The 16,900-nt window shown below is 66.7% G+C and carries 18 protein-coding genes; 5 read left to right on the forward strand and 13 right to left on the reverse strand.

What is annotated here, in order from left to right:
- Positions 1-149: 149 nt before the first annotated feature.
- The 3 genes from LQF10_RS11125 to fabG all read right to left on the reverse strand — a co-directional run bounded on the left by LQF10_RS11125 (position 150) and on the right by fabG (position 2,180).
- On the reverse strand, positions 150-584 hold the full coding sequence (locus tag LQF10_RS11125; protein ID WP_231063920.1) for a hypothetical protein: 435 nt from the start codon (positions 582-584) through the stop codon (positions 150-152).
- Between the two features lie 20 nt (positions 585-604).
- The gene (fabI, locus tag LQF10_RS11130; protein WP_231063921.1) at positions 605-1,372 is read right to left on the reverse strand and encodes an enoyl-ACP reductase FabI; all 768 of its coding nucleotides are present in this window, start codon (positions 1,370-1,372) and stop codon (positions 605-607) included.
- A 76-nt stretch (positions 1,373-1,448) separates the two neighbouring features.
- Positions 1,449-2,180 carry a 3-oxoacyl-ACP reductase FabG gene (fabG, locus tag LQF10_RS11135; protein WP_231063922.1) on the reverse strand — a complete coding sequence of 244 codons (732 nt, stop codon included), beginning with the start codon at positions 2,178-2,180 and terminating at the stop codon, positions 1,449-1,451.
- 100 nt (positions 2,181-2,280) lie between these two features.
- On the opposite strand from fabG, the gene LQF10_RS11140 reads away from it, so the two are divergent.
- Genes LQF10_RS11140 through LQF10_RS11150 form a run of 3 tightly spaced genes read left to right on the forward strand, consistent with a single transcriptional unit; the run spans position 2,281 to position 3,826 of the window.
- Positions 2,281-2,625, forward strand: a complete 345-nt coding sequence (locus tag LQF10_RS11140; RefSeq protein ID WP_231063923.1) for a DUF3099 domain-containing protein — start codon at positions 2,281-2,283, stop codon at positions 2,623-2,625.
- Positions 2,622-2,837 carry a hypothetical protein gene (locus LQF10_RS11145; protein ID WP_231063924.1) on the forward strand — a complete coding sequence of 72 codons (216 nt, stop codon included), beginning with the start codon at positions 2,622-2,624 and terminating at the stop codon, positions 2,835-2,837. Before LQF10_RS11140 ends, LQF10_RS11145 begins: the two co-directional genes overlap by 4 nt.
- Positions 2,834-3,826: an SURF1 family protein gene (locus LQF10_RS11150; protein WP_231063925.1), complete on the forward strand. Its 993-nt coding sequence runs from the start codon at positions 2,834-2,836 to the stop codon at positions 3,824-3,826. The genes LQF10_RS11145 and LQF10_RS11150 overlap by 4 nt, the downstream gene beginning before the upstream one ends.
- Here the strand turns inward: LQF10_RS11150 and LQF10_RS11155 are convergent.
- Together LQF10_RS11155 and LQF10_RS11160 are read right to left on the reverse strand one after the other, a co-directional pair.
- Positions 3,799-5,397 (reverse strand): ABC-F family ATP-binding cassette domain-containing protein, encoded by a 1,599-nt coding sequence (locus LQF10_RS11155; protein ID WP_231063926.1) that lies wholly within the window; start codon positions 5,395-5,397, stop codon positions 3,799-3,801. The two genes, LQF10_RS11150 and LQF10_RS11155, sit on opposite strands and share 28 nt — an antisense overlap.
- Positions 5,394-6,344: a DUF368 domain-containing protein gene (locus LQF10_RS11160; RefSeq protein WP_231063927.1), complete on the reverse strand. Its 951-nt coding sequence runs from the start codon at positions 6,342-6,344 to the stop codon at positions 5,394-5,396. Before LQF10_RS11160 ends, LQF10_RS11155 begins: the two co-directional genes overlap by 4 nt.
- A gap of 197 nt (positions 6,345-6,541) precedes the next feature.
- Between LQF10_RS11160 and LQF10_RS11165 the strand changes: the two genes are divergently transcribed.
- The gene (locus LQF10_RS11165; RefSeq protein WP_231063928.1) at positions 6,542-7,540 is read left to right on the forward strand and encodes a GNAT family N-acetyltransferase; all 999 of its coding nucleotides are present in this window, start codon (positions 6,542-6,544) and stop codon (positions 7,538-7,540) included.
- Positions 7,541-7,690: 150 nt separating this feature from the next.
- Entirely contained in the window at positions 7,691-9,559 is a 1,869-nt protein-coding gene (locus tag LQF10_RS11170) for an HNH endonuclease (RefSeq protein ID WP_231063929.1), read from the forward strand.
- Positions 9,560-10,005: 446 nt separating this feature from the next.
- Here LQF10_RS11170 and LQF10_RS11175 read toward each other — a convergent pair whose 3' ends face one another.
- The 8 genes from LQF10_RS11175 to LQF10_RS11210 form a co-directional block, all read right to left on the reverse strand.
- A complete protein-coding gene (locus LQF10_RS11175; protein ID WP_231067309.1) occupies positions 10,006-10,362 on the reverse strand; it encodes a metal-sulfur cluster assembly factor in 357 nt (118 codons plus the stop codon).
- 83 nt (positions 10,363-10,445) lie between these two features.
- A complete protein-coding gene (sufU, locus tag LQF10_RS11180) occupies positions 10,446-10,922 on the reverse strand; it encodes a Fe-S cluster assembly sulfur transfer protein SufU (RefSeq protein ID WP_231063930.1) in 477 nt (158 codons plus the stop codon).
- On the reverse strand, positions 10,919-12,253 hold the full coding sequence (locus LQF10_RS11185) for a SufS family cysteine desulfurase (protein ID WP_231063931.1): 1,335 nt from the start codon (positions 12,251-12,253) through the stop codon (positions 10,919-10,921). Before LQF10_RS11185 ends, sufU begins: the two co-directional genes overlap by 4 nt.
- A gap of 14 nt (positions 12,254-12,267) precedes the next feature.
- Complete coding sequence (gene sufC, locus LQF10_RS11190; RefSeq protein ID WP_231063932.1) at positions 12,268-13,023, reverse strand: Fe-S cluster assembly ATPase SufC; 756 nt, start codon at positions 13,021-13,023, stop codon at positions 12,268-12,270.
- A gap of 14 nt (positions 13,024-13,037) precedes the next feature.
- Positions 13,038-13,397: a non-heme iron oxygenase ferredoxin subunit gene (locus LQF10_RS11195; protein WP_231063933.1), complete on the reverse strand. Its 360-nt coding sequence runs from the start codon at positions 13,395-13,397 to the stop codon at positions 13,038-13,040.
- A complete protein-coding gene (gene sufD / locus LQF10_RS11200; RefSeq protein ID WP_231063934.1) occupies positions 13,394-14,671 on the reverse strand; it encodes a Fe-S cluster assembly protein SufD in 1,278 nt (425 codons plus the stop codon). Before sufD ends, LQF10_RS11195 begins: the two co-directional genes overlap by 4 nt.
- Entirely contained in the window at positions 14,671-16,125 is a 1,455-nt protein-coding gene (gene sufB / locus LQF10_RS11205; RefSeq protein ID WP_231063935.1) for a Fe-S cluster assembly protein SufB, read from the reverse strand. The genes sufD and sufB overlap by 1 nt, the downstream gene beginning before the upstream one ends.
- Positions 16,122-16,811, reverse strand: a complete 690-nt coding sequence (locus LQF10_RS11210; protein ID WP_231067310.1) for a helix-turn-helix transcriptional regulator — start codon at positions 16,809-16,811, stop codon at positions 16,122-16,124. Before LQF10_RS11210 ends, sufB begins: the two co-directional genes overlap by 4 nt.
- Positions 16,812-16,900: the final 89 nt, after the last annotated feature.

Below are 16,900 nucleotides of genomic sequence, written 5' to 3' on the forward strand. Positions count from 1 at the left end.
AAGTGGATTCCTCCCCCGAAAGTGGATTCGAGTGAGCGGGAGGATGAGACGTGAAGAAGGAGATCCCCTCTACTCCGACGCCCTCGGCTCCCTCTATCCCTTGGCGTACGCACTGAAGTTCTTCAGTGACGCCGAGCTCGACCGGGACGTCAATCGTCCCGATCGCGCGGCTGTGAGGGGCTCGTCTGTGGGAAGAGTCGGCGGTCGCGCCGCACCTGCCTGGCCCACCGGGGATAGAAAGCGTCCGGGACGGGGATAAAGACCAATACCCAGTACAGGAGCGGGAAAGCCAGCACGCCAAGCGCCACGAGAGCCACGATCGTCGTGACGGCGAGCACGTCCGGTGTGAGCAGCTCGAGTCCGAAGGCATGCGGCGGCAGCGTCATGGCGCTGAGGGCGAGCAGCCCACATCCACAGGTGGGTGCCCCGAGGATCACCATCCGCTCGGTCCACATCGCGCCCAAGGGCGTGTACATCCAGCTCCGGGACCGGTACGACCGGCCCCGCCTGGCCCAGGCGGTGACGATGACGAAGGACAAGCCCAGCACAAGGATGACCAGGGACATCAGCTCTCGCTCGGACACGCGGCGACCAGGTCGAGGCCCTAGAAACCCATGGCGTGCACGCCACCGTCGACGTGCACGATCTCGGCGGTAGTCGCCGGGAACCAGTCCGAGAGCATGGCGACAATCGTGCGTGCGGTCGGCTCGGCGTCGGAGACGTCCCAACCGAGCGGGGCGCGGTCCGGCCAGCCGCTCTCCATCTCCTCGAACCCGGGGATGGACTTCGCAGCGGTGGTACGCAGCGGGCCGGCGGAAACGAGGTTCACCCGGATCCCGTCCGGGCCGAGGTCACGTGCGAGGTACCGCGCGGTGGCCTCGAACGCCGCCTTGGCCACGCCCATCCAGTCGTAGACCGGCCAGGCGTACTGGGCATCGAAGGTCAGCCCCACCACGGCTGATCCCCGGGTGAGCAGCGGCTTGGCCGCCACGGCAAGAGATTTGAGCGAGAACGCGGAAACCTCCACTGCGGTGGAGACATCCTTCCACTCCCCGGCGAGGAAGTTGCCACCCATCACCGACTGCGGAGCGAACCCGATCGAGTGCACCACTCCGTCGAGGTGGTCGACGTGCTCCAAGACACGATCGGCCAGGGCCGCAAGGTCCTCGTCGTTGGTGACGTCGAGCTCGACGACCGGTGCGGGCTGCGGGAGGCGTCGCGCGATTGCTTGGGTGAGCTTGAACTGGCGGCCGAACGAAGAGAGCACCACGGTGGCGCCCTCTTCCTGAGCCAGTCGCGCCACCGAGAACGCGATCGAGCTCTGCATCAGCACACCGGTGACCAGCAGCGTCTTCCCCTCAAGTAAACCCATGAGGTGTCCTTCCGTCGTCAATGTCTTGTGGATTCCCGGGCCGAGCCTAGCGGCGATATCGCGGGGCGGCGGCGCCCTAGTGGCCCATCCCGAGGCCGCCATCGACCGGAATCACCGCACCGCTGACGTAGCCGGCGGTGGCGAGGAAGGCCACGGCGTCGGCGATCTCCTGCGTCTGGCCGAATCGACCGGCTGGGATCGACTGCAGGTAGTTCTTCTGGGTGTCCTCGGCCAGCTCGGCCGTCATCGCCGTATCGATGAACCCGGGGGCCACCACATTCGCCGTGATGCCGCGCCCGCCCAGCTCGCGGGTGATGGACCGGGCCATGCCGACGAGGCCGGATTTGGTGGCCGCGTAGTTCACCTGGCCGGGTGAGCCGTACAGGCCCACCACAGAGGAGATCATGATGATCCGGCCGGTCCGCTTGCGGATCATGCCCTTGGTGGCCCGGCGCACGCACCGGAACACCCCGGTGAGGTTCACATCCACCACGTCGGTGAAATCCTCATCACTCATCCGCATCAGCAGGGTGTCCTTCGTGATGCCGGCGTTGGCCACGAGCACCTCCGTGGGGCCCTGGTGCTCCTCGATGGCCGTGAACGCGGCGTCCACGGAGTCGCTGTCCCGCATGTCCGCCTCCGCGAAGAAGACCCCGTCAGGGAGGTCGTCCTTACGGGCGATCCCTGCCACCTGGTAGCCGTCCGCTACGAACCGTTCCGCAATCGCCCGCCCGATCCCGCGATTGGCCCCGGTAACGACGACGGTTCGGCCATGATCGAATCCAGGCTGATCGGTCCGCTGACTCAACGTATGCTCCGTTCCTCGATGTGCTCGGGCCACGCTAGCGCGTTCGATGCTGCCGCGGCGCCAGGTCACCGGAAAGGGAGAGTCGGCGTACCCTGGAATGGTGTCCGAAGTCCACGCGATCACCAGCGCCGGGCGCCCACAGAGTGTTCAGTCCCACGATCGGATCGTGCGCTACCTGATCACCATGGGCATCCGGACAGCGTGTTTCGCCGGGGCGTTCTTCATCGATGGGTGGATTCGCTGGGTCTGCCTGGCCGCAGCAGGCGTGCTGCCGATCATTGCCGTCCTGATCGTGAACGCCGGTGAGCGCCGTACGCGTCCGGACACATTGATCGACCAGGTGCCGCTTGAGCCGGACCATCAGATCGGATCCCAGGCGATCGATGGGGATGCGGTGCGCCGACGCGAGGATCCAGAGCACGCAGAGACGAAGGGACACCGATGAACGACCAGACCCCCGAGTTGATCTGCAGTGCCAAGGGCTGCCGAGGCGCGGCGGAGTGGGGACTCCTCTGGAACAACCCTCGTCTGCACACGCCCGATCGTCGCAAGACGTGGCTGGCATGCGAGGCCCACCGTCAGCACCTGGAGCACTTCCTCGGCGCACGGTCGTTCCTACGGGACACCGTTCCTGTCGCCGAACTGCACGACCCATGAGCCAAGCCCGCTCGGCACCGGCCTCCCGTTATGCCTTCCTCCGCTCGCACCGGTGGGCCGGGATTGGTGCCGTGGCGCTGGTCGTGTGCCTGACCTGTACCTTACTCGGACACTGGCAACTCACCCGCTACCAAGGCAAGGCGGAGGCCGCCGCACTCGTCACTGCCAACTATGACGCCGATCCGGTGCCGCTCACCGAGATCCTCCCGACGGCGGACGCGACCTGGGACGACGACCTCACCTGGCGTCAGGTGCAGGTCAACGGTTCGTACCTGCACCCGTCGGTGCTACTCCCGCAACGCCCGATCGACGGTTCGCCGGCCGACCACGTGCTGGCAGTATTCGCCGCGGATTCCGGCGATCCCGACTCACCGTGGCTCCTGGCGGTCGATCGCGGCTGGTACCGCACCGACGCCTTCGGCAACCACGAGGCGCAGCGCGAGCTACCCGAGGGCGAGATCATCATGACCGTCCGCCTTCGTGCCGCTGAACCGGCATCGGAGCGTGAGCTGGCCGACGGTTCAGTACACGCGATCAATCCCGCTCAGGTTCTCGACGAGGCCGCACCAGGTGCAGACGTCGCCGGTTTGGTCGTCTCCGGAGCGTACGGTGTCCTTGCCGAGGAGAGTCCGACGACGGCCGCTCCCCCAGCGCCGTTGCCTCGCCCATCCGTCGAACTCGGCAACCATCTCTCGTACGCGTTCCAGTGGTGGGTCTTCGCGATCGGCTCCCTGGTGGGCGCCGTCGTGCTTGCGCGCCGGGAAGCGCTCGCGATCGCTGAACACGACCGGGCGACTGGACCGGACGCCGTCGGCAATCCACCGGATGGGAAGGATCGTCCGGTGAGCCGGCGACGGCGGCCCAGCGCCGAAGAGGAAGAGGACGCGCTGATCGACGCGCAGCTGGCAGCAAGGCGCACAGCGCCCCCCGACCCGCCGGACGGGGCGCCACCCCATGGTGCTCAGGCGAGCGAGACGAGCTCCAGGTAATTGGCGTTCCACAGATCCTCATCGCCATCGGGCAGCAGTAAGACCCGCTCCGGTTCGAGGGCCTCGACGGCACCCTCATCGTGGGTGACCAGCACCACAGCGCCGCTGAAACTCCGCAGTGCCGCGAGGATCTCCTCACGGCTCGCCGGGTCCAGGTTGTTCGTCGGCTCGTCCAGGAGCAGCACGTTCGCCTGCGAGACGACCAGTACGGCGAGGGCGAGGCGCGTCTTCTCGCCGCCGGAAAGTACGGCAGCAGGCTTGTCCGCATCGTCGCCGGAGAACAGGAAGGAACCGAGCACGCTGCGCACCTGAGTGTCAGTGAGGTCCGGGGCCGCCGATCGTAGGTTCTCCACCACAGTGCGCCCGGTGTCCAGCGTCTCGTGCTCCTGGGCGTAATAGCCGACCTTCAGCCCATGTCCGGGGAGCAGGCCACCGGTGTCGCTGGTCTCCACGCCGGCAAGGAGCCGAAGCAGGGTCGTCTTGCCGGCACCGTTGAGCCCGAGGATCACCACTTTGGATCCGCGGTCGATAGCGAGGTCCACATCCGTGAACACCTCGAGCGAGCCGTATGTCTTCGACAGGCCCTCGGCCCGCAGCGGCGTCTTCCCGCACGGCGCCGGGTCCGGGAACCGTAGCTTGGCCACCTTGTCCGAGGCGCGGACCTCGTCCAGCCCGGCGAGCATCCGTTCAGCCCGGCGCGCCATGTTCTGTGCCGCCACCGCCTTCGTGGCCTTGGCCCGCATCTTGTCCGCCTGAGCCATCAGGGCGCCGGCCTTCTTCTCCGCGTTCGCCCGCTCCCGTTTGCGGCGCCGTTCATCTGTCTCGCGTTGCTCCAGATAGGCGTGCCACCCGAGGTTGTAGATGTCCAGCTCAGCGCGGTTGGCGTCCAGGTGGTACACCTTGTTCACCGTGGCTTCGAGCAGGCCGGTGTCGTGGCTGATCACGATGAACCCACCGCGGTAGGTAGCCAGGAAGTCCCTCAGCCAGACGATCGAGTCGGCGTCGAGGTGGTTCGTCGGCTCGTCCAGCAGCAAGGTCTCCGAGTCGGAGAAAAGAATGCGGGCCAACTCGACCCGACGGCGCTGCCCGCCAGAGAGCGTGCCCAACGGTTGAGCGAGCACTGACGTGGGCAGGCCGAGATTGGAGGTAATGCGCGCGGCTTCACTCTCGGCGGCCCATCCGCCCTGAGCGGCGAACTCTTCATCGAGGCGCGTGTACCTTGCCATCGCCCGTTCGCGTGCGGCGTCGTCCTCGCTGGCCATGTCCACCTCGGCCTTGCGGACCCGGCGGAGCACTTCGTGGAGATCCCGCGCCGAGAGCACGCGATCGAGAGCGAGTTGATCGAGGTCACCCGTGCGCGGATCCTGCGGCAGATAGCCGACCGTGCCGGTCCGCGTGATGGAGCCAGCCGTCGGTTCGCTCTCGCCCGCCAGGGTCTTGGTGAGTGTGGTCTTTCCGGCCCCGTTGCGGCCGACGAGGCCAATACGGTCACCGGAATCGATCCGGAAATTCGAGGCACCAAGCAACTGCCGGGCGCCGATCCTGAGTTCGACGGCCTGCGCAATAATCACTGGCCCGACTGTACCGCCCGGCGCGACTCGAGAATAATCAATACCCCGACGGCCGCAGCACCCAGCACGGCCAATCCGATCGGTCCGACGAGCGGTGCCTGCGGAGCGAGCAGAGCACCCGCCCCGGAACTGTCATCGCCGGCAGCCGCCTGCCACGGCCACAAGGCACGCAGGGAGCCGATCATCAAGCCGATCATCGCCAGCAATGTCAGGCGGCGATGGGAGTGCAGCAACCATCGCAGGATCTGCACGAATGTCCCCAGACCCAGTGCCGCACCGGCCGCGAAGACGGCGATGTAGCCGAGGTCACGATCGTGGAGGGCGCCCAGCGTGGTGGAGTACAACCCAATCGCCAAGAGGAAGAAGGCGCCGGATACCCCCGGAATCACCAGGGCGCAGATCGCCACGGCTGCCGCGAAAAAGACGAGGATCATTGGCGGATCGGCATGCGTCTGTCCACCAGCGAACCCGATGAGCACGAAGGCAACCACGGCGGCCAGCGTGACGACGAGCACGTCACGCAGGCGGTGCACACCTTCGGGTGGCAGCATTCGGACCGGCACGAGAATGCTCATCGCCACCAGACCGAAGAACAGGCCCCGCGCGTGCTCCGGCTGCGAAGTCACGAACGCTTCCATCGCTCCGGCCGCGGTGAGCACCGCCGTCGCCATCCCGATCAGCACAGGGGCAACCAGCCACCAGTCGGTTCGGCGCAATTCGACCGTGAAGTTACGGCGGTCCGGGCCGAACACCAGGCGGCGAGCCGCCGCAAGCACATGCGCGGCCGCATCGATGAGTCGGTCATACGCGCCGGTGACCAGTGCGACCGTGCCACCGGAGACTCCTGGCACCAATTCGGCAGATCCGATGAGAAACCCGCGCACGAAGTCCAGCAGCACAGTCCACGGGTGGCGGCGGGCCGGGGCCGTGGGTGTCGGTGACGTCACCGGGGTGACGCTACCGCGTGGATCTGGATGTATCCGGGCAGGCGCGCATAGATCATGATCACATCTCGACAGTAGGCGCCGGCGCCGGGTCGCACCTCCGGCCGCGGGTGGATGGTCTGGTCCTCCTCCAGGCGGACCCGGGCGATAGCCTGTGGCGAACCCATTTGACCGCGAGCACGCCCTGGAGGCAGGCCATCGTGACCGTCACCTTCCGACCTTGGCGCGACGGCGACGACGCCGCCGCGACCGCAGCTTTCGGCGCCCCGGATACCCCGCAGGCTGGCCTCGACCGCCCTCTGCTCGGTCCAGACACCGAGAACCCATGGCGCCGGTGCCTGGTGGCCGAGGTAGACGGCGAACTCGCTGGGGCCGGGGCTGTCAGTGAAGCGCGCCTGCACCCGGATCGGCTATGGCTCTACGTCGAGGTCGCTCCGGACCACCGCCGCCGCGGGATCGGTACCGAGCTGGTGCGGCGACTGCAAGAGCACTCGGCGCCTTCCGGTGTGCACACTCTGCGTGCCCGATTCACGGCCGACGCCGAGCCTGCCGCCCACTTTGCTGCCTCACTCGGGATGGGTGCAATCCAGCGGTCCCGGCAGGTGGTGGTGCGTCCGGGGGCGCTCGAGGTGCCGACGTTCGGAGCAACCGGGCCTGCGCTGGAAGACCTGGCAACTGGATCGGTTGAACTCACCAAGGCGGTGATGGCCTTCTACGACGCCACCCACATTGTCTGGGACCGGTCGGAGATGACACTCGGGCGCGCACAGGATCTGCTGCTCGCGCCGGCGACCGGGGCGCGAGGTGCGATCGTGCTGCGGGATCGTCCGAAGGATGCGGGCGGCGCCCTGCTGGCGTTCGCGATCGCCTATGACCCGCCCATGGTCGATCCTGGTGCCTCTGATGAGGGCTTGGATGGATCGAAGATCCCGGACAGCCCAGAGCCAACACTCACTGAATCGGCGGTAGCGCCAGCGGCCGAGCGGCCGACCGAGATACTTCTCGGGTACCCGCCGGACCTCAGCGAGGCCAAAACGCGCGCCGCCGTGCGCCAGCTCCTCGCGATGGTGGCGGCCCGGTACCCGGTGCAACTGGAAGTCGACGACGCAATGGCGCCGTTGAGCGCGGTCGTGGACGATCTGCTCGCGATTGGATCCGCCCACCTGGTCACTGAGACGCAATTGGTCGCGACCTCTTGACGCGATTGCTTCATGACTCCGTGACTCAGTAACTCCGTGACTCGAGCTCGTCGAGGTCTCAATCTCCTTCGCGGCCGCGCATCGGAAGGCTGGAAGACCGCTGACCTGGGCAAACGGGGCAATGTCGGTGGTCGCTGGGATGATCTGGGTATGACTTCGACAGCCAGCGGTTCGGTGTTCTCGGCTTCGGCCGGGGGCACTGTGTTGGCTGCTGTGCGGCAGAACCGGATGGCGGCCCGGGCGGTGGATGTCGAGTGTGCTGAGTTGGTCGTGGAGTGGGTCCGCAAGCAGGTCATCGACCCCGGCAACCCCGCTTCCGGGACGCCAGTGTTCGACCCCGAGGTGGACGCCGGACTTCCTGGGACCGAGCAGCCGATGCGGCTGGCCGGTCCCGGGGCGCCGTTGGTCTCTGATCTGGGGTTCACCCGGTTAGCGGCCGCGCTCGGGCAATCCAACGAAGCAGCGCTCTACTACGTCGGCTCGATTGTTGAACTGGCGTACCGGTTGCCGGTGTTGTGGGGCCGGGTGCGGGCCGGGCAGATCAGCATCCACCGCGCCCGGGCAGTGGCCCGGTTGACGAAGAAACTCCCCGCCGCCGGTGCTGGGTGGGTCGATGCTCAGGTGGCCTGGACCATCGGGACCTGCTCGATCTCTCAGATTGAACGCACCGTGGCCGCTGCAATGGATCGCTACGACCCCGCACAGGCAGAAGCCGATCGCCTGGCAGCGTTGGAGGGGCGCCGGTTCGATGTCCACCTCGACGAGGTCGCGACTCCGGGTGTGGCGGGCTCGGGGGCGATCGTGCACGTTGATGGGGCCTTGGAGGTTGCTGATGCCCTCGATCTGGACGCCGCCGTGCGTGATCGCGCCCGAGCCCTCGCAACACTCTTGCCCGGCACGAGTGAGGACGTGCGCCGTTCCATCGCTGTGGGCGACCTCGCCCGCGGACAAGACACCCTCCCCCTGACCACCACCGACACCAGTGCCACCGGTGCCGCTGGCCCGGGAACCGGCGACGGTGATGACACCGACACCAGTGCCGACACCGGCGCGGGTTCCGCGACGAAGACCCTGACCCGCGACGTCGCTGACACCGACTCTGGCCCAGGCCGGGGTGCCACTGGTCGCACGGTGATGCTCTACCTCCACCTGCCCGCCCACGCTCTCAACCCCGGCACTGGTGAGAGGCGAGATTACGCCGCGGGCAGTGTGTTCAGCACCGGGGCCATCGGGCGGTGTGAGAACACCAAGTCCCCGGTCACCACCGAGCAGGTCCGCTCCTGGTGCCAGGCGGCGGGGCGGGTGATCGTGCGACCGGTGATCGATCTGAACGCCCACTACAGCGCGAGCACCTATGAAGCCAACCCGCGACTACGTGAACAGATCACCCTGCGCGATAGTCACTGCCGCTTCCCGTACTGTCAGCGCACCGCCCGCGCTGCTGATCAGGACCACACCATCCCCTACGACCAGGGTGGGCCCACCAGTACCGCCAACCTGACCGCGCTATGCCGCCGTCACCATCGAGCGAAAACCCACGCGGGCTGGTCCTACCTGATGATCACCCCCGGCACCTACCTCTGGACAGACCCCGACCACGTTCAGTACTTGGTCACCACCACCGGCACCTACCTGATCCCCGGACCGGGCCGGGCGAGTGATTCCTCTGAGGGAAAGACAGATCGACCGCCCGGCCAGCGCCCGGGCAGCCCATTCGGCGCGCTCGACCCGCACGTGGCCAGAGTGCGCGAACGCGCCATCACCGCCATGAAGAAGACAGCCACCGCCACACCACCACCACCACGATTCCGCACCGACCCACACCCGGACCGAGATACCCGTTCGCCCCGCACCGGTACTACACCGCCACACGAGCACCACCCAGGCCCCGATGCCCACTCACCCGCGAGCACCGATCCAGCCACGAGCTCCCAATGGTCCACGAGCACCGATCCAGCTGCGAGCCCTCGCTCCCCCGCGAGCACCCACGCACCGCGTGGCGCCGACCCACCCTTCTGAACGCCCCGCCCCGCACCCCGCCGACACCCACCGTCGACGGGGCCACAGGCATGACCGCTACTACCTGGCGGCTCGATCAGACCTGCAGGACAGTTCGATCAGACCTGCATGACAAGGAGGGTCGGGCACCGAGCACTCCGATGCACCGAACACTCCGATGCCGAGCGGCACCCAACGAGCGATTGGCCGTCCCAGAACCTTCCGACCGACAACCCTCTCGACGAATCGGTGCAGCCGCTCCGTCCAGGCAGCCAGCAGGAACGGGAGGACGACGGTAGACGTCAGCTGCTCCTGCCCCACGCCCCACGCCCCACGCCCCACGGCGAGCTGATCCCGAGTGCGTCACGAACAGCGACGACGCCGAGACCAGCCCGTGCGACGCTAGGCGCGGCTGCTGCGGTCACCACGACAGCCGCGCGCCGCTGGCGTGCGCCGTCATCGCAAGTTCACACGTTGAAGCCGAGCGCCCGCAACTGCTCGCGACCGTCATCGGTGATCTTCTCCGGGCCCCACGGCGGCATCCACACCCAGTTGATCCGCTGCCCGGCTACCAGGCCCTCGAGTGCCTGCGCTGCCTGGTCCTCGATCACGTCGGTGAGCGGGCATGCCGCTGACGTGAGCGTCATATCGATCACGGCATGGTTGTTCTGATCCAGGGTGACCCCGTAGATCAAGCCAAGGTCCACCACGTTGATCCCCAGCTCGGGGTCGATCACGTCCCGGAGCGCTTCTTCAACGTCGGCCGCGGTCGGCACTGCGTCGCTGGCCGGTGCAACAGGTGCGGGCGCGGAGCCCGCAGGCATTGCGCTCTGATCGGTCTGCGCGGCGGCGTCGTGGGGGCTGGTGTGGTTGACACTGCTGGTCTCAGTCATGATGTTCCTCGCCTCTAGCCCGCCCTTGGCGGGGATGTCACTGCCTGTGCGAGCGCGTCACGCAGGGCCATCCAGCCCAGCAATGCGCACTTGATTCTCGCGGGATAGCGTGCGACGCCCACGAATGCTGCGCCGTCACCGAGCACTTCTTCAGACTTCTCGTCGAGCGGCTCGCCCCGGTTGTTCATCAGGTCGCGGAAGGTCTCTGTGAGGTGATCGATCTGTGCGACGTCGGCGCCAACGACGAGATCACTGAGCACCGAGACCGACGCCTGGGATATCGAGCAACCGGCGCCGTCCCATGTCACGTGGTCCACCGTCGGTGTCGCCGCGTCCGCTGCGAGATGGACTCGCAATCTGACCTCGTCCCCACAGGTCGGATTCACCTGAAACGACTCCGCGGCGGCGTCCGGGCCGGGCCCTGCACCGTGCCGCTCCCGCGAGTGATCGAGGATCACCTGCTGGTAGAGCTGCGCCATTGAACCGGTCATGCTGGCGCACCTCCCGTCATGGTCTCGACTCCAAAGAATTCTCTCACTCGCGCCAATTCGGCGCAGAACTGGTCGATCTCTGCGGTGGTCGTATGCAGCCCCACCGACGCACGCGCTGAGGACTGTGCGCCAAGCCTGCGATGCAGCGGCTGCGCACAGTGGTGCCCCACGCGCACGGCAATCCCGGCGTCGTCGAGCAACTGCCCCACATCGTGCGGGTGCACCCCGTCCACGGTGAACGCCACCACTCCGACGCGATCAGCAGGTTCCGTCGGTCCCAGCACCCGCACCCCGTCGATGTGGGTGATGCCACGCAGCAGGTGCGCGGTCAGGTCAGCCTCGTGGGCGGCCACGGCCTCCATGCCCAGCTCGGCCAGATACTCGGCGGCGGCATGTAGCCCCACGGTCTGAGCGACCATCTGTGTGCCGGCCTCAAACCGCTGCGGCGGTGCGGCGAACGTCGTCCCGGTCATGGTGACCGTCTCCACCATCGAACCGCCCGTCCCGAACGGGGGCATGGCGGCGAGCAGCTCCCGCCGTCCGTACAGTGCGCCAATTCCGGTAGGGCCGAGCATCTTGTGCCCGGAGAACACCGCGAAGTCCACGTCCAAGGCCCGAAAATCCACCGGCAGGTGCGGCACACTCTGGCAGGCATCGAGCACCACCAGAGGGCCAGCAGCCCCTGCCCCTGCGACCCTGCGAGCTGCCGCGACCACCTCGCCCACCGGCGAGATCGCTCCAGTCACATTCGAGACGTGCGTGAACGCCACCACGCGAGTGCGCTCGCCGATCACATCGAGTGAGTCGAGGTCGATCCGCCCAGAGTCGGTCACGCCAAGCCAGCGCAACGTGGCGCCAGTGCGTGCGCACAACTCCTGCCACGGCACCAGGTTCGCGTGGTGCTCCGCCTCGGTGACCACCACCTCATCCCCCGGTCCGAGCCGGAACCGCTCAGCCGCCAGCCCACCACGCCCCACCGAGGCATTGGAGAACGCGTAGGTGAGCAGGTTGATGCCTTCTGTGGCGTTCTTCGTCCAGACAAGCTCGTCGGCATCGACCCCCACGAGCCCTGAGACGGCCACGCGAGCCTGTTCGTACGCCTCGGTCGCTTCCTCAGCCAGCGCATGCGCTCCACGGTGCACCGCGGCGTTACGTCGCAGGTAGAAGTCCTGCTCGGCGTCGATCACGCACTCCGGCTTCTGACTGGTCGCCGCCGAATCGAGGTACACCAGCGGCTTACCGTCCCGCACCGTGCGCGTGAGCAGGGGGAAGTCAGCCCTGACGGCGGCCAGTTCAGTCGCCGTCAGAGCCGTGCGTCCCTGCCCCGTCACGCTCGCCGCCGAACTCAGGCCGGGGTGAGGAAACGGTCGTAGCCTTCGGCTTCGAGCCGCTCGGCCAGTTCCGGTCCGCCCTGCTCGGCGATCTTCCCGTTCACGAACACATGCACGTAGTCGGGAGTGATGTAGCGCAGGATGCGCGTGTAGTGGGTGATCAGCAGCACGCCCACGTCAGTGGACTCCTTGACGCGGTTCACGCCTTCGGAGACCACGCGCAGGGCGTCCACGTCGAGGCCGGAATCGGTCTCATCGAGCACGGCGATCTTCGGCTGGAGCAACTCGAGCTGGAGGATCTCGTGGCGCTTCTTCTCGCCGCCGGAGAATCCTTCGTTCACGTTCCGCTCGGCGAACGCCGGGTCCATCCGCAGGTTCTCCATCGCACCACGCACATCCGAGACCCACTGGCGCAGGGCCGGGGCCTTGCCGTCAATCGCGGTCTTCGCCGTCCGCAGGAAGTTCGAGACGGTCACGCCCGAGACCTCCACCGGGTACTGCATCGCGAGGAACATCCCAGCGCGTGCGCGCTCATCAACGCTCATCTCCAGGACGTTCTCGCCATCGAGCAGCAACTCGCCACTGGTGACCTCGTACTTGGGGTGCCCGGCAATGGCATAGGCCAGGGTGGACTTACCGGAGCCGTTCGGCCCCATGATCGCGTGGGTCTCGCCGCTGTTCACGGTGAGGTCCACGCCACGCAGAATCTCCTTGGGCCCGTCAGCGGTCTCAACATTGACGTGCAGGTCGCGAATCTCAAGGGTAGACATTCGATTCTTCTCTCTCAGTTCGTGGATTCAGTCGGTGTACTAGCGGCGACATCAATGTCCACAAGGACGTTGTCGCCGTCATAGCTGACCGGGTAGACGGGAACCGGCCGGATGGCCGGGAGGGACAGGGGGCGGCCGGTCTTCATATCGAATGTGGAACCATGCAACCAGCACTCAAGCGTGGTCCCTTCCACCTCACCCTCAGAGAGGGAGACCTGCCCGTGCGAGCACACGTCAGCAAGTGCGTAGTAGTCGCCATCCTCGGCTCGGGCGAGCGCCACTTCGACGAGCGAACCATCGGCGGCGTCGAGCTCAAGGCGCATCGCCTCCCCCGGCTCCAGATCGTCGCGAGCAGCGACGACCTGCGCGGTCACCGGCTCTCCTGAACCTGCTCAGCGTGCTCGAGAGCATCGATGATGCGTTGCGCAGCCGGATCAGTTCCGGTGAGCTCACCCAGCACGGCATCCAGTTCGGCATCGATCGCGGCCAGCAGGCGCTCTTCGACGGCGGGAACCCCGATCTTGGTGATCATCTCGGCGAAGAACCCGCGCACCACCAGACGCCGCGCAGCAGCCTCCGGGATACCTCGGGAACGCAGGTAGAACAACTGCTCGTCGTCGAACCGGCCTGTTGCCGAGGCGTGCCCGGCGCCTTCGATCTCGCCGGTCTCAATCTCCAGGTTCGGCACCGAATCGGCGCGTGCACCGTCGGTGAGTACCAGGTTCCGGTTCAATTCGTAGGTGTCGGTGCCCTCGGCTGCCTTGCGGATCAGCACGTCCCCGATCCACACGCTGCGTGCGTCCTGACCCTGCAGTGCGCCCTTGTAGGTGACACGAGACTTGCACTGCGGGACGGCATGGTCGACGAACAGCCGGTGCTCCTGGTGCTGTCCGGCGTCGGCGAAGTAGAGACCGTTCATCTCGACCTCGCCACCGGTGGCGGTGAATGCGGCCTCGGGTACCAGCCGGACGACGTCCCCACCGAGGGTGACCACCACGTGCTTCAGGGTGGCATCGCGCCCGATCTGCGCTCGGTGGGTGGCCGCATGCACGGCACCGGAGTCCCAGTCCTGCACCGAGACCACCCGTAGTGAGGCGCCGTCGTGGACGTGAATCTCCACGGTCTGGGCGAGCTCGGCGACGCCGCGGTGATCGAGCACCACGACGGCTTCGCTGTGGTGCTCGGCCACGATGGTGATGTGCTGAGCGGCTGGCTCATTACCCGTTCCGCGCACGGTGATCATGGTCTCGGTCGACGCGACGTGCTCAGCCGGAACCGTGACGACCAGCCCCTCAGCGAAGGACTCCCAGGCAACAGCGGCGATCCGGTCGCCCGGCGCCCCTGCCTTGCCGAGCCGGTCGTCAGACCGGTCCACGTGTTCCACGCGTACCCTGCTATCGGCGGAGACTTCCACCGACGGTGCCGCACCCGTCAGCACCCCAGCGGTCAGGCCCTGCAGCCGGTTCATCGGGGAGAACCGCCATACCTCCTCGCGGCCGTTCGGCACGCCGAAATCGGCGAGCGCGAACGAGGTGCTGCGGTCGGCGCGCGAGCCTTCCGGTGCGAGGCCGTGGCTGTGCGCCTCGTCCGCGGTGGCGCGGGTGTGGTCAGTCGACAGAGCGGATTCTTCAGTCGTGGTGGTCGACATCAGCCGACGGCCCCTTCCATCTGCAGTTCGATAAGCCGGTTGAGCTCGAGGGCGTACTCCATGGGCAGCTCACGGGCGATCGGCTCCACGAAGCCGCGCACGATCATGGCCATCGCTTCGGTCTCCTCCATCCCACGGGACATGAGGTAGAACAGCTGATCCTCACTCACCTTGGAGACGGTCGCCTCATGGCCCATCTCCACATCGTCCTCACGGACGTCGACGTAGGGGTAGGTATCCGAGCGGGAGATGGTGTCGACCAGCAGCGCGTCACAGAGCACGTTCGATTTCGACGCCGCAGCGCCGTCCATGACCTGCACGAGGCCGCGGTAGGAAGCTCGCCCACCCCCGCGTGCCACCGACTTGGAGACGATCGAGGAGGACGTGTGGGGCGCCATATGAACCATCTTGGAGCCGGTGTCCTGGTGCTGCCCTTCGCCGGCAAACGCGATCGAGAGCGTCTCACCGCGAGCGTGCTCGCCCATCAGGTAGACGGCCGGGTACTTCATGGTGACCTTGGAGCCGATGTTGCCATCGATCCACTCCATCGTGCCGCCTGTCTCGACCGTGGCGCGCTTGGTGACAAGGTTGTAGACGTTGTTCGACCAGTTCTGGATCGTCGTGTACCGCACGCGGGCGTCCTTCTTCACGATGATCTCGACGACGGCCGAGTGCAGCGAGTCCGACGTGTAGATCGGAGCCGTGCAGCCCTCGACGTAGTGCACGTAGGAGCCTTCGTCGGCGATGATCAGGGTCCGCTCGAACTGGCCCATGTTCTCGGTGTTGATCCGGAAGTAGGCCTGCAGCGGGATCTCCACGTGCACACCCGGCGGAACGTAGACGAAGGATCCGCCGGACCACACGGCCGTGTTCAGCGCGGCGAATTTATTGTCGCCGGCGGGGATCACCGTGCCGAAGTACTCCTCGAAGATCTCCGGGTGCTCGCGCAGCGCGGTGTCGGTGTCGAGGAACTGCACACCCTGCCGCTCGAGCTCCTCGTTGATCTGGTGGTAGACCACCTCGGACTCGTACTGCGCGGCGACACCGGCCACGAGACGCTGCTTCTCCGCCTCCGGGATGCCGAGCTTGTCGTAGGTCTCCTTGATCTCCTCGGGCAGGTCCTCCCAGGACTGGGCCTGCTTCTCGGTGGAGCGCACGAAGTACTTGATGTTGTCGAAGTCGATCCCGGTGAGGTCGGCACCCCAGTTCGGCATCGGCTTCTTCTCGAACAGGCGCAGACCCTTGAGACGGTTCTTGCGCATCCATTCCGACTCATCCTTCATATCGGAGATGTTGCGCACGACGTCTTCAGAGAGACCGCGCTTGGCGTTCGCACCGGCATCGTCGGCGTCGTGCCAGCCGTAGTTGTAGGTGCCGATCGAAGCGATCGTCTCGTCCTGCGTCAGCGCCGGTGCCTGCGTGGCATCGGTGGTCGGTGTGGTCTCAGTGGTCATGGGCGCACTCTCATTCCTTCTGCGCGAGTGGGAATCGTCACGGGGATGTGGGTGGTACAGACGTGCTCGCCACCGGCAAGGGTGGCCAGTCGTTGGACGTGCACGCCGAGTAGGTCGGAGAACGCCTGGGTCTCGGCTTCACACAACTGGGGAAACTGAGCGGCGATCTGTTGCACCGGGCAATGCCCCTGGCACAGTTGGACAGCGATCGTATCGGTCACACCGATCGGCCGCGAGGTGGCAGCGTACCCGTCCTGACTGAGCGCCGTAGCGAGAGCTTCGGCGCGCGCGTGCACGTCGTCCCCAGCCGCCTCAACGACGGCTCGGTAGCGAGCCGCAAGCTCGTCCGAACGCATCCGGGCGAACTCCTCGATGGCTTCGGGGCCCACCTCGGCTCCGAGCTGGGTCAGTGCCAGTACGGCGAGCCTGGCATAGGCCTCACCGGCCGGTGGATGTGCCGCAGGTGTTGCGATGTACCGTTTCGCCGGACGCCCACGGCCGCGAGGGGTCGATGTGGTGTCCTCGCGCACGGTGATCTGGCCAGCTCGCTCGAGCCCGGCCAAGTGACGGCGTACAGCCGCCGAGGTCAGGTCCAAGCGGTCGGCCATATCGGCCGCCGTGATCGGTCCGAACTCGATGATGAGCTCACGGACACGGTCGCGCGTGGTGGCCTCACTGTCTTCCATATGGTCCACAGGTACTCACCTCCGCCGCGATTCGAGCGGACGTTCTGCCACGTCCGATTTAGTGAACATTCTCGTTGCTCAATTGCCGA

It is taken from the genome of Ruania halotolerans (assembly GCF_021049285.1).
Lineage (GTDB): Bacteria > Actinomycetota > Actinomycetes > Actinomycetales > Beutenbergiaceae > Ruania > Ruania halotolerans.

Coding starts and splice junctions, on each gene's coding strand:
- fabI (WP_231063921.1), bottom strand. CDS start 1,372: ATGGGTTTACTTGAGGGGAAGACGCTGCTGGTCACCGGTGTGCTGATG.
- LQF10_RS11145 (WP_231063924.1), top strand. CDS start 2,622: ATGAACGACCAGACCCCCGAGTTGATCTGCAGTGCCAAGGGCTGCCGA.
- LQF10_RS11150 (WP_231063925.1), top strand. CDS start 2,834: ATGAGCCAAGCCCGCTCGGCACCGGCCTCCCGTTATGCCTTCCTCCGC.
- LQF10_RS11170 (WP_231063929.1), top strand. CDS start 7,691: ATGACTTCGACAGCCAGCGGTTCGGTGTTCTCGGCTTCGGCCGGGGGC.
- LQF10_RS11175 (WP_231067309.1), bottom strand. CDS start 10,362: ATGCCTGCGGGCTCCGCGCCCGCACCTGTTGCACCGGCCAGCGACGCA.
- sufU (WP_231063930.1), bottom strand. CDS start 10,922: ATGACCGGTTCAATGGCGCAGCTCTACCAGCAGGTGATCCTCGATCAC.
- sufC (WP_231063932.1), bottom strand. CDS start 13,023: ATGTCTACCCTTGAGATTCGCGACCTGCACGTCAATGTTGAGACCGCT.
- sufD (WP_231063934.1), bottom strand. CDS start 14,671: ATGTCGACCACCACGACTGAAGAATCCGCTCTGTCGACTGACCACACC.
- sufB (WP_231063935.1), bottom strand. CDS start 16,125: ATGACCACTGAGACCACACCGACCACCGATGCCACGCAGGCACCGGCG.
- LQF10_RS11210 (WP_231067310.1), bottom strand. CDS start 16,811: ATGGAAGACAGTGAGGCCACCACGCGCGACCGTGTCCGTGAGCTCATC.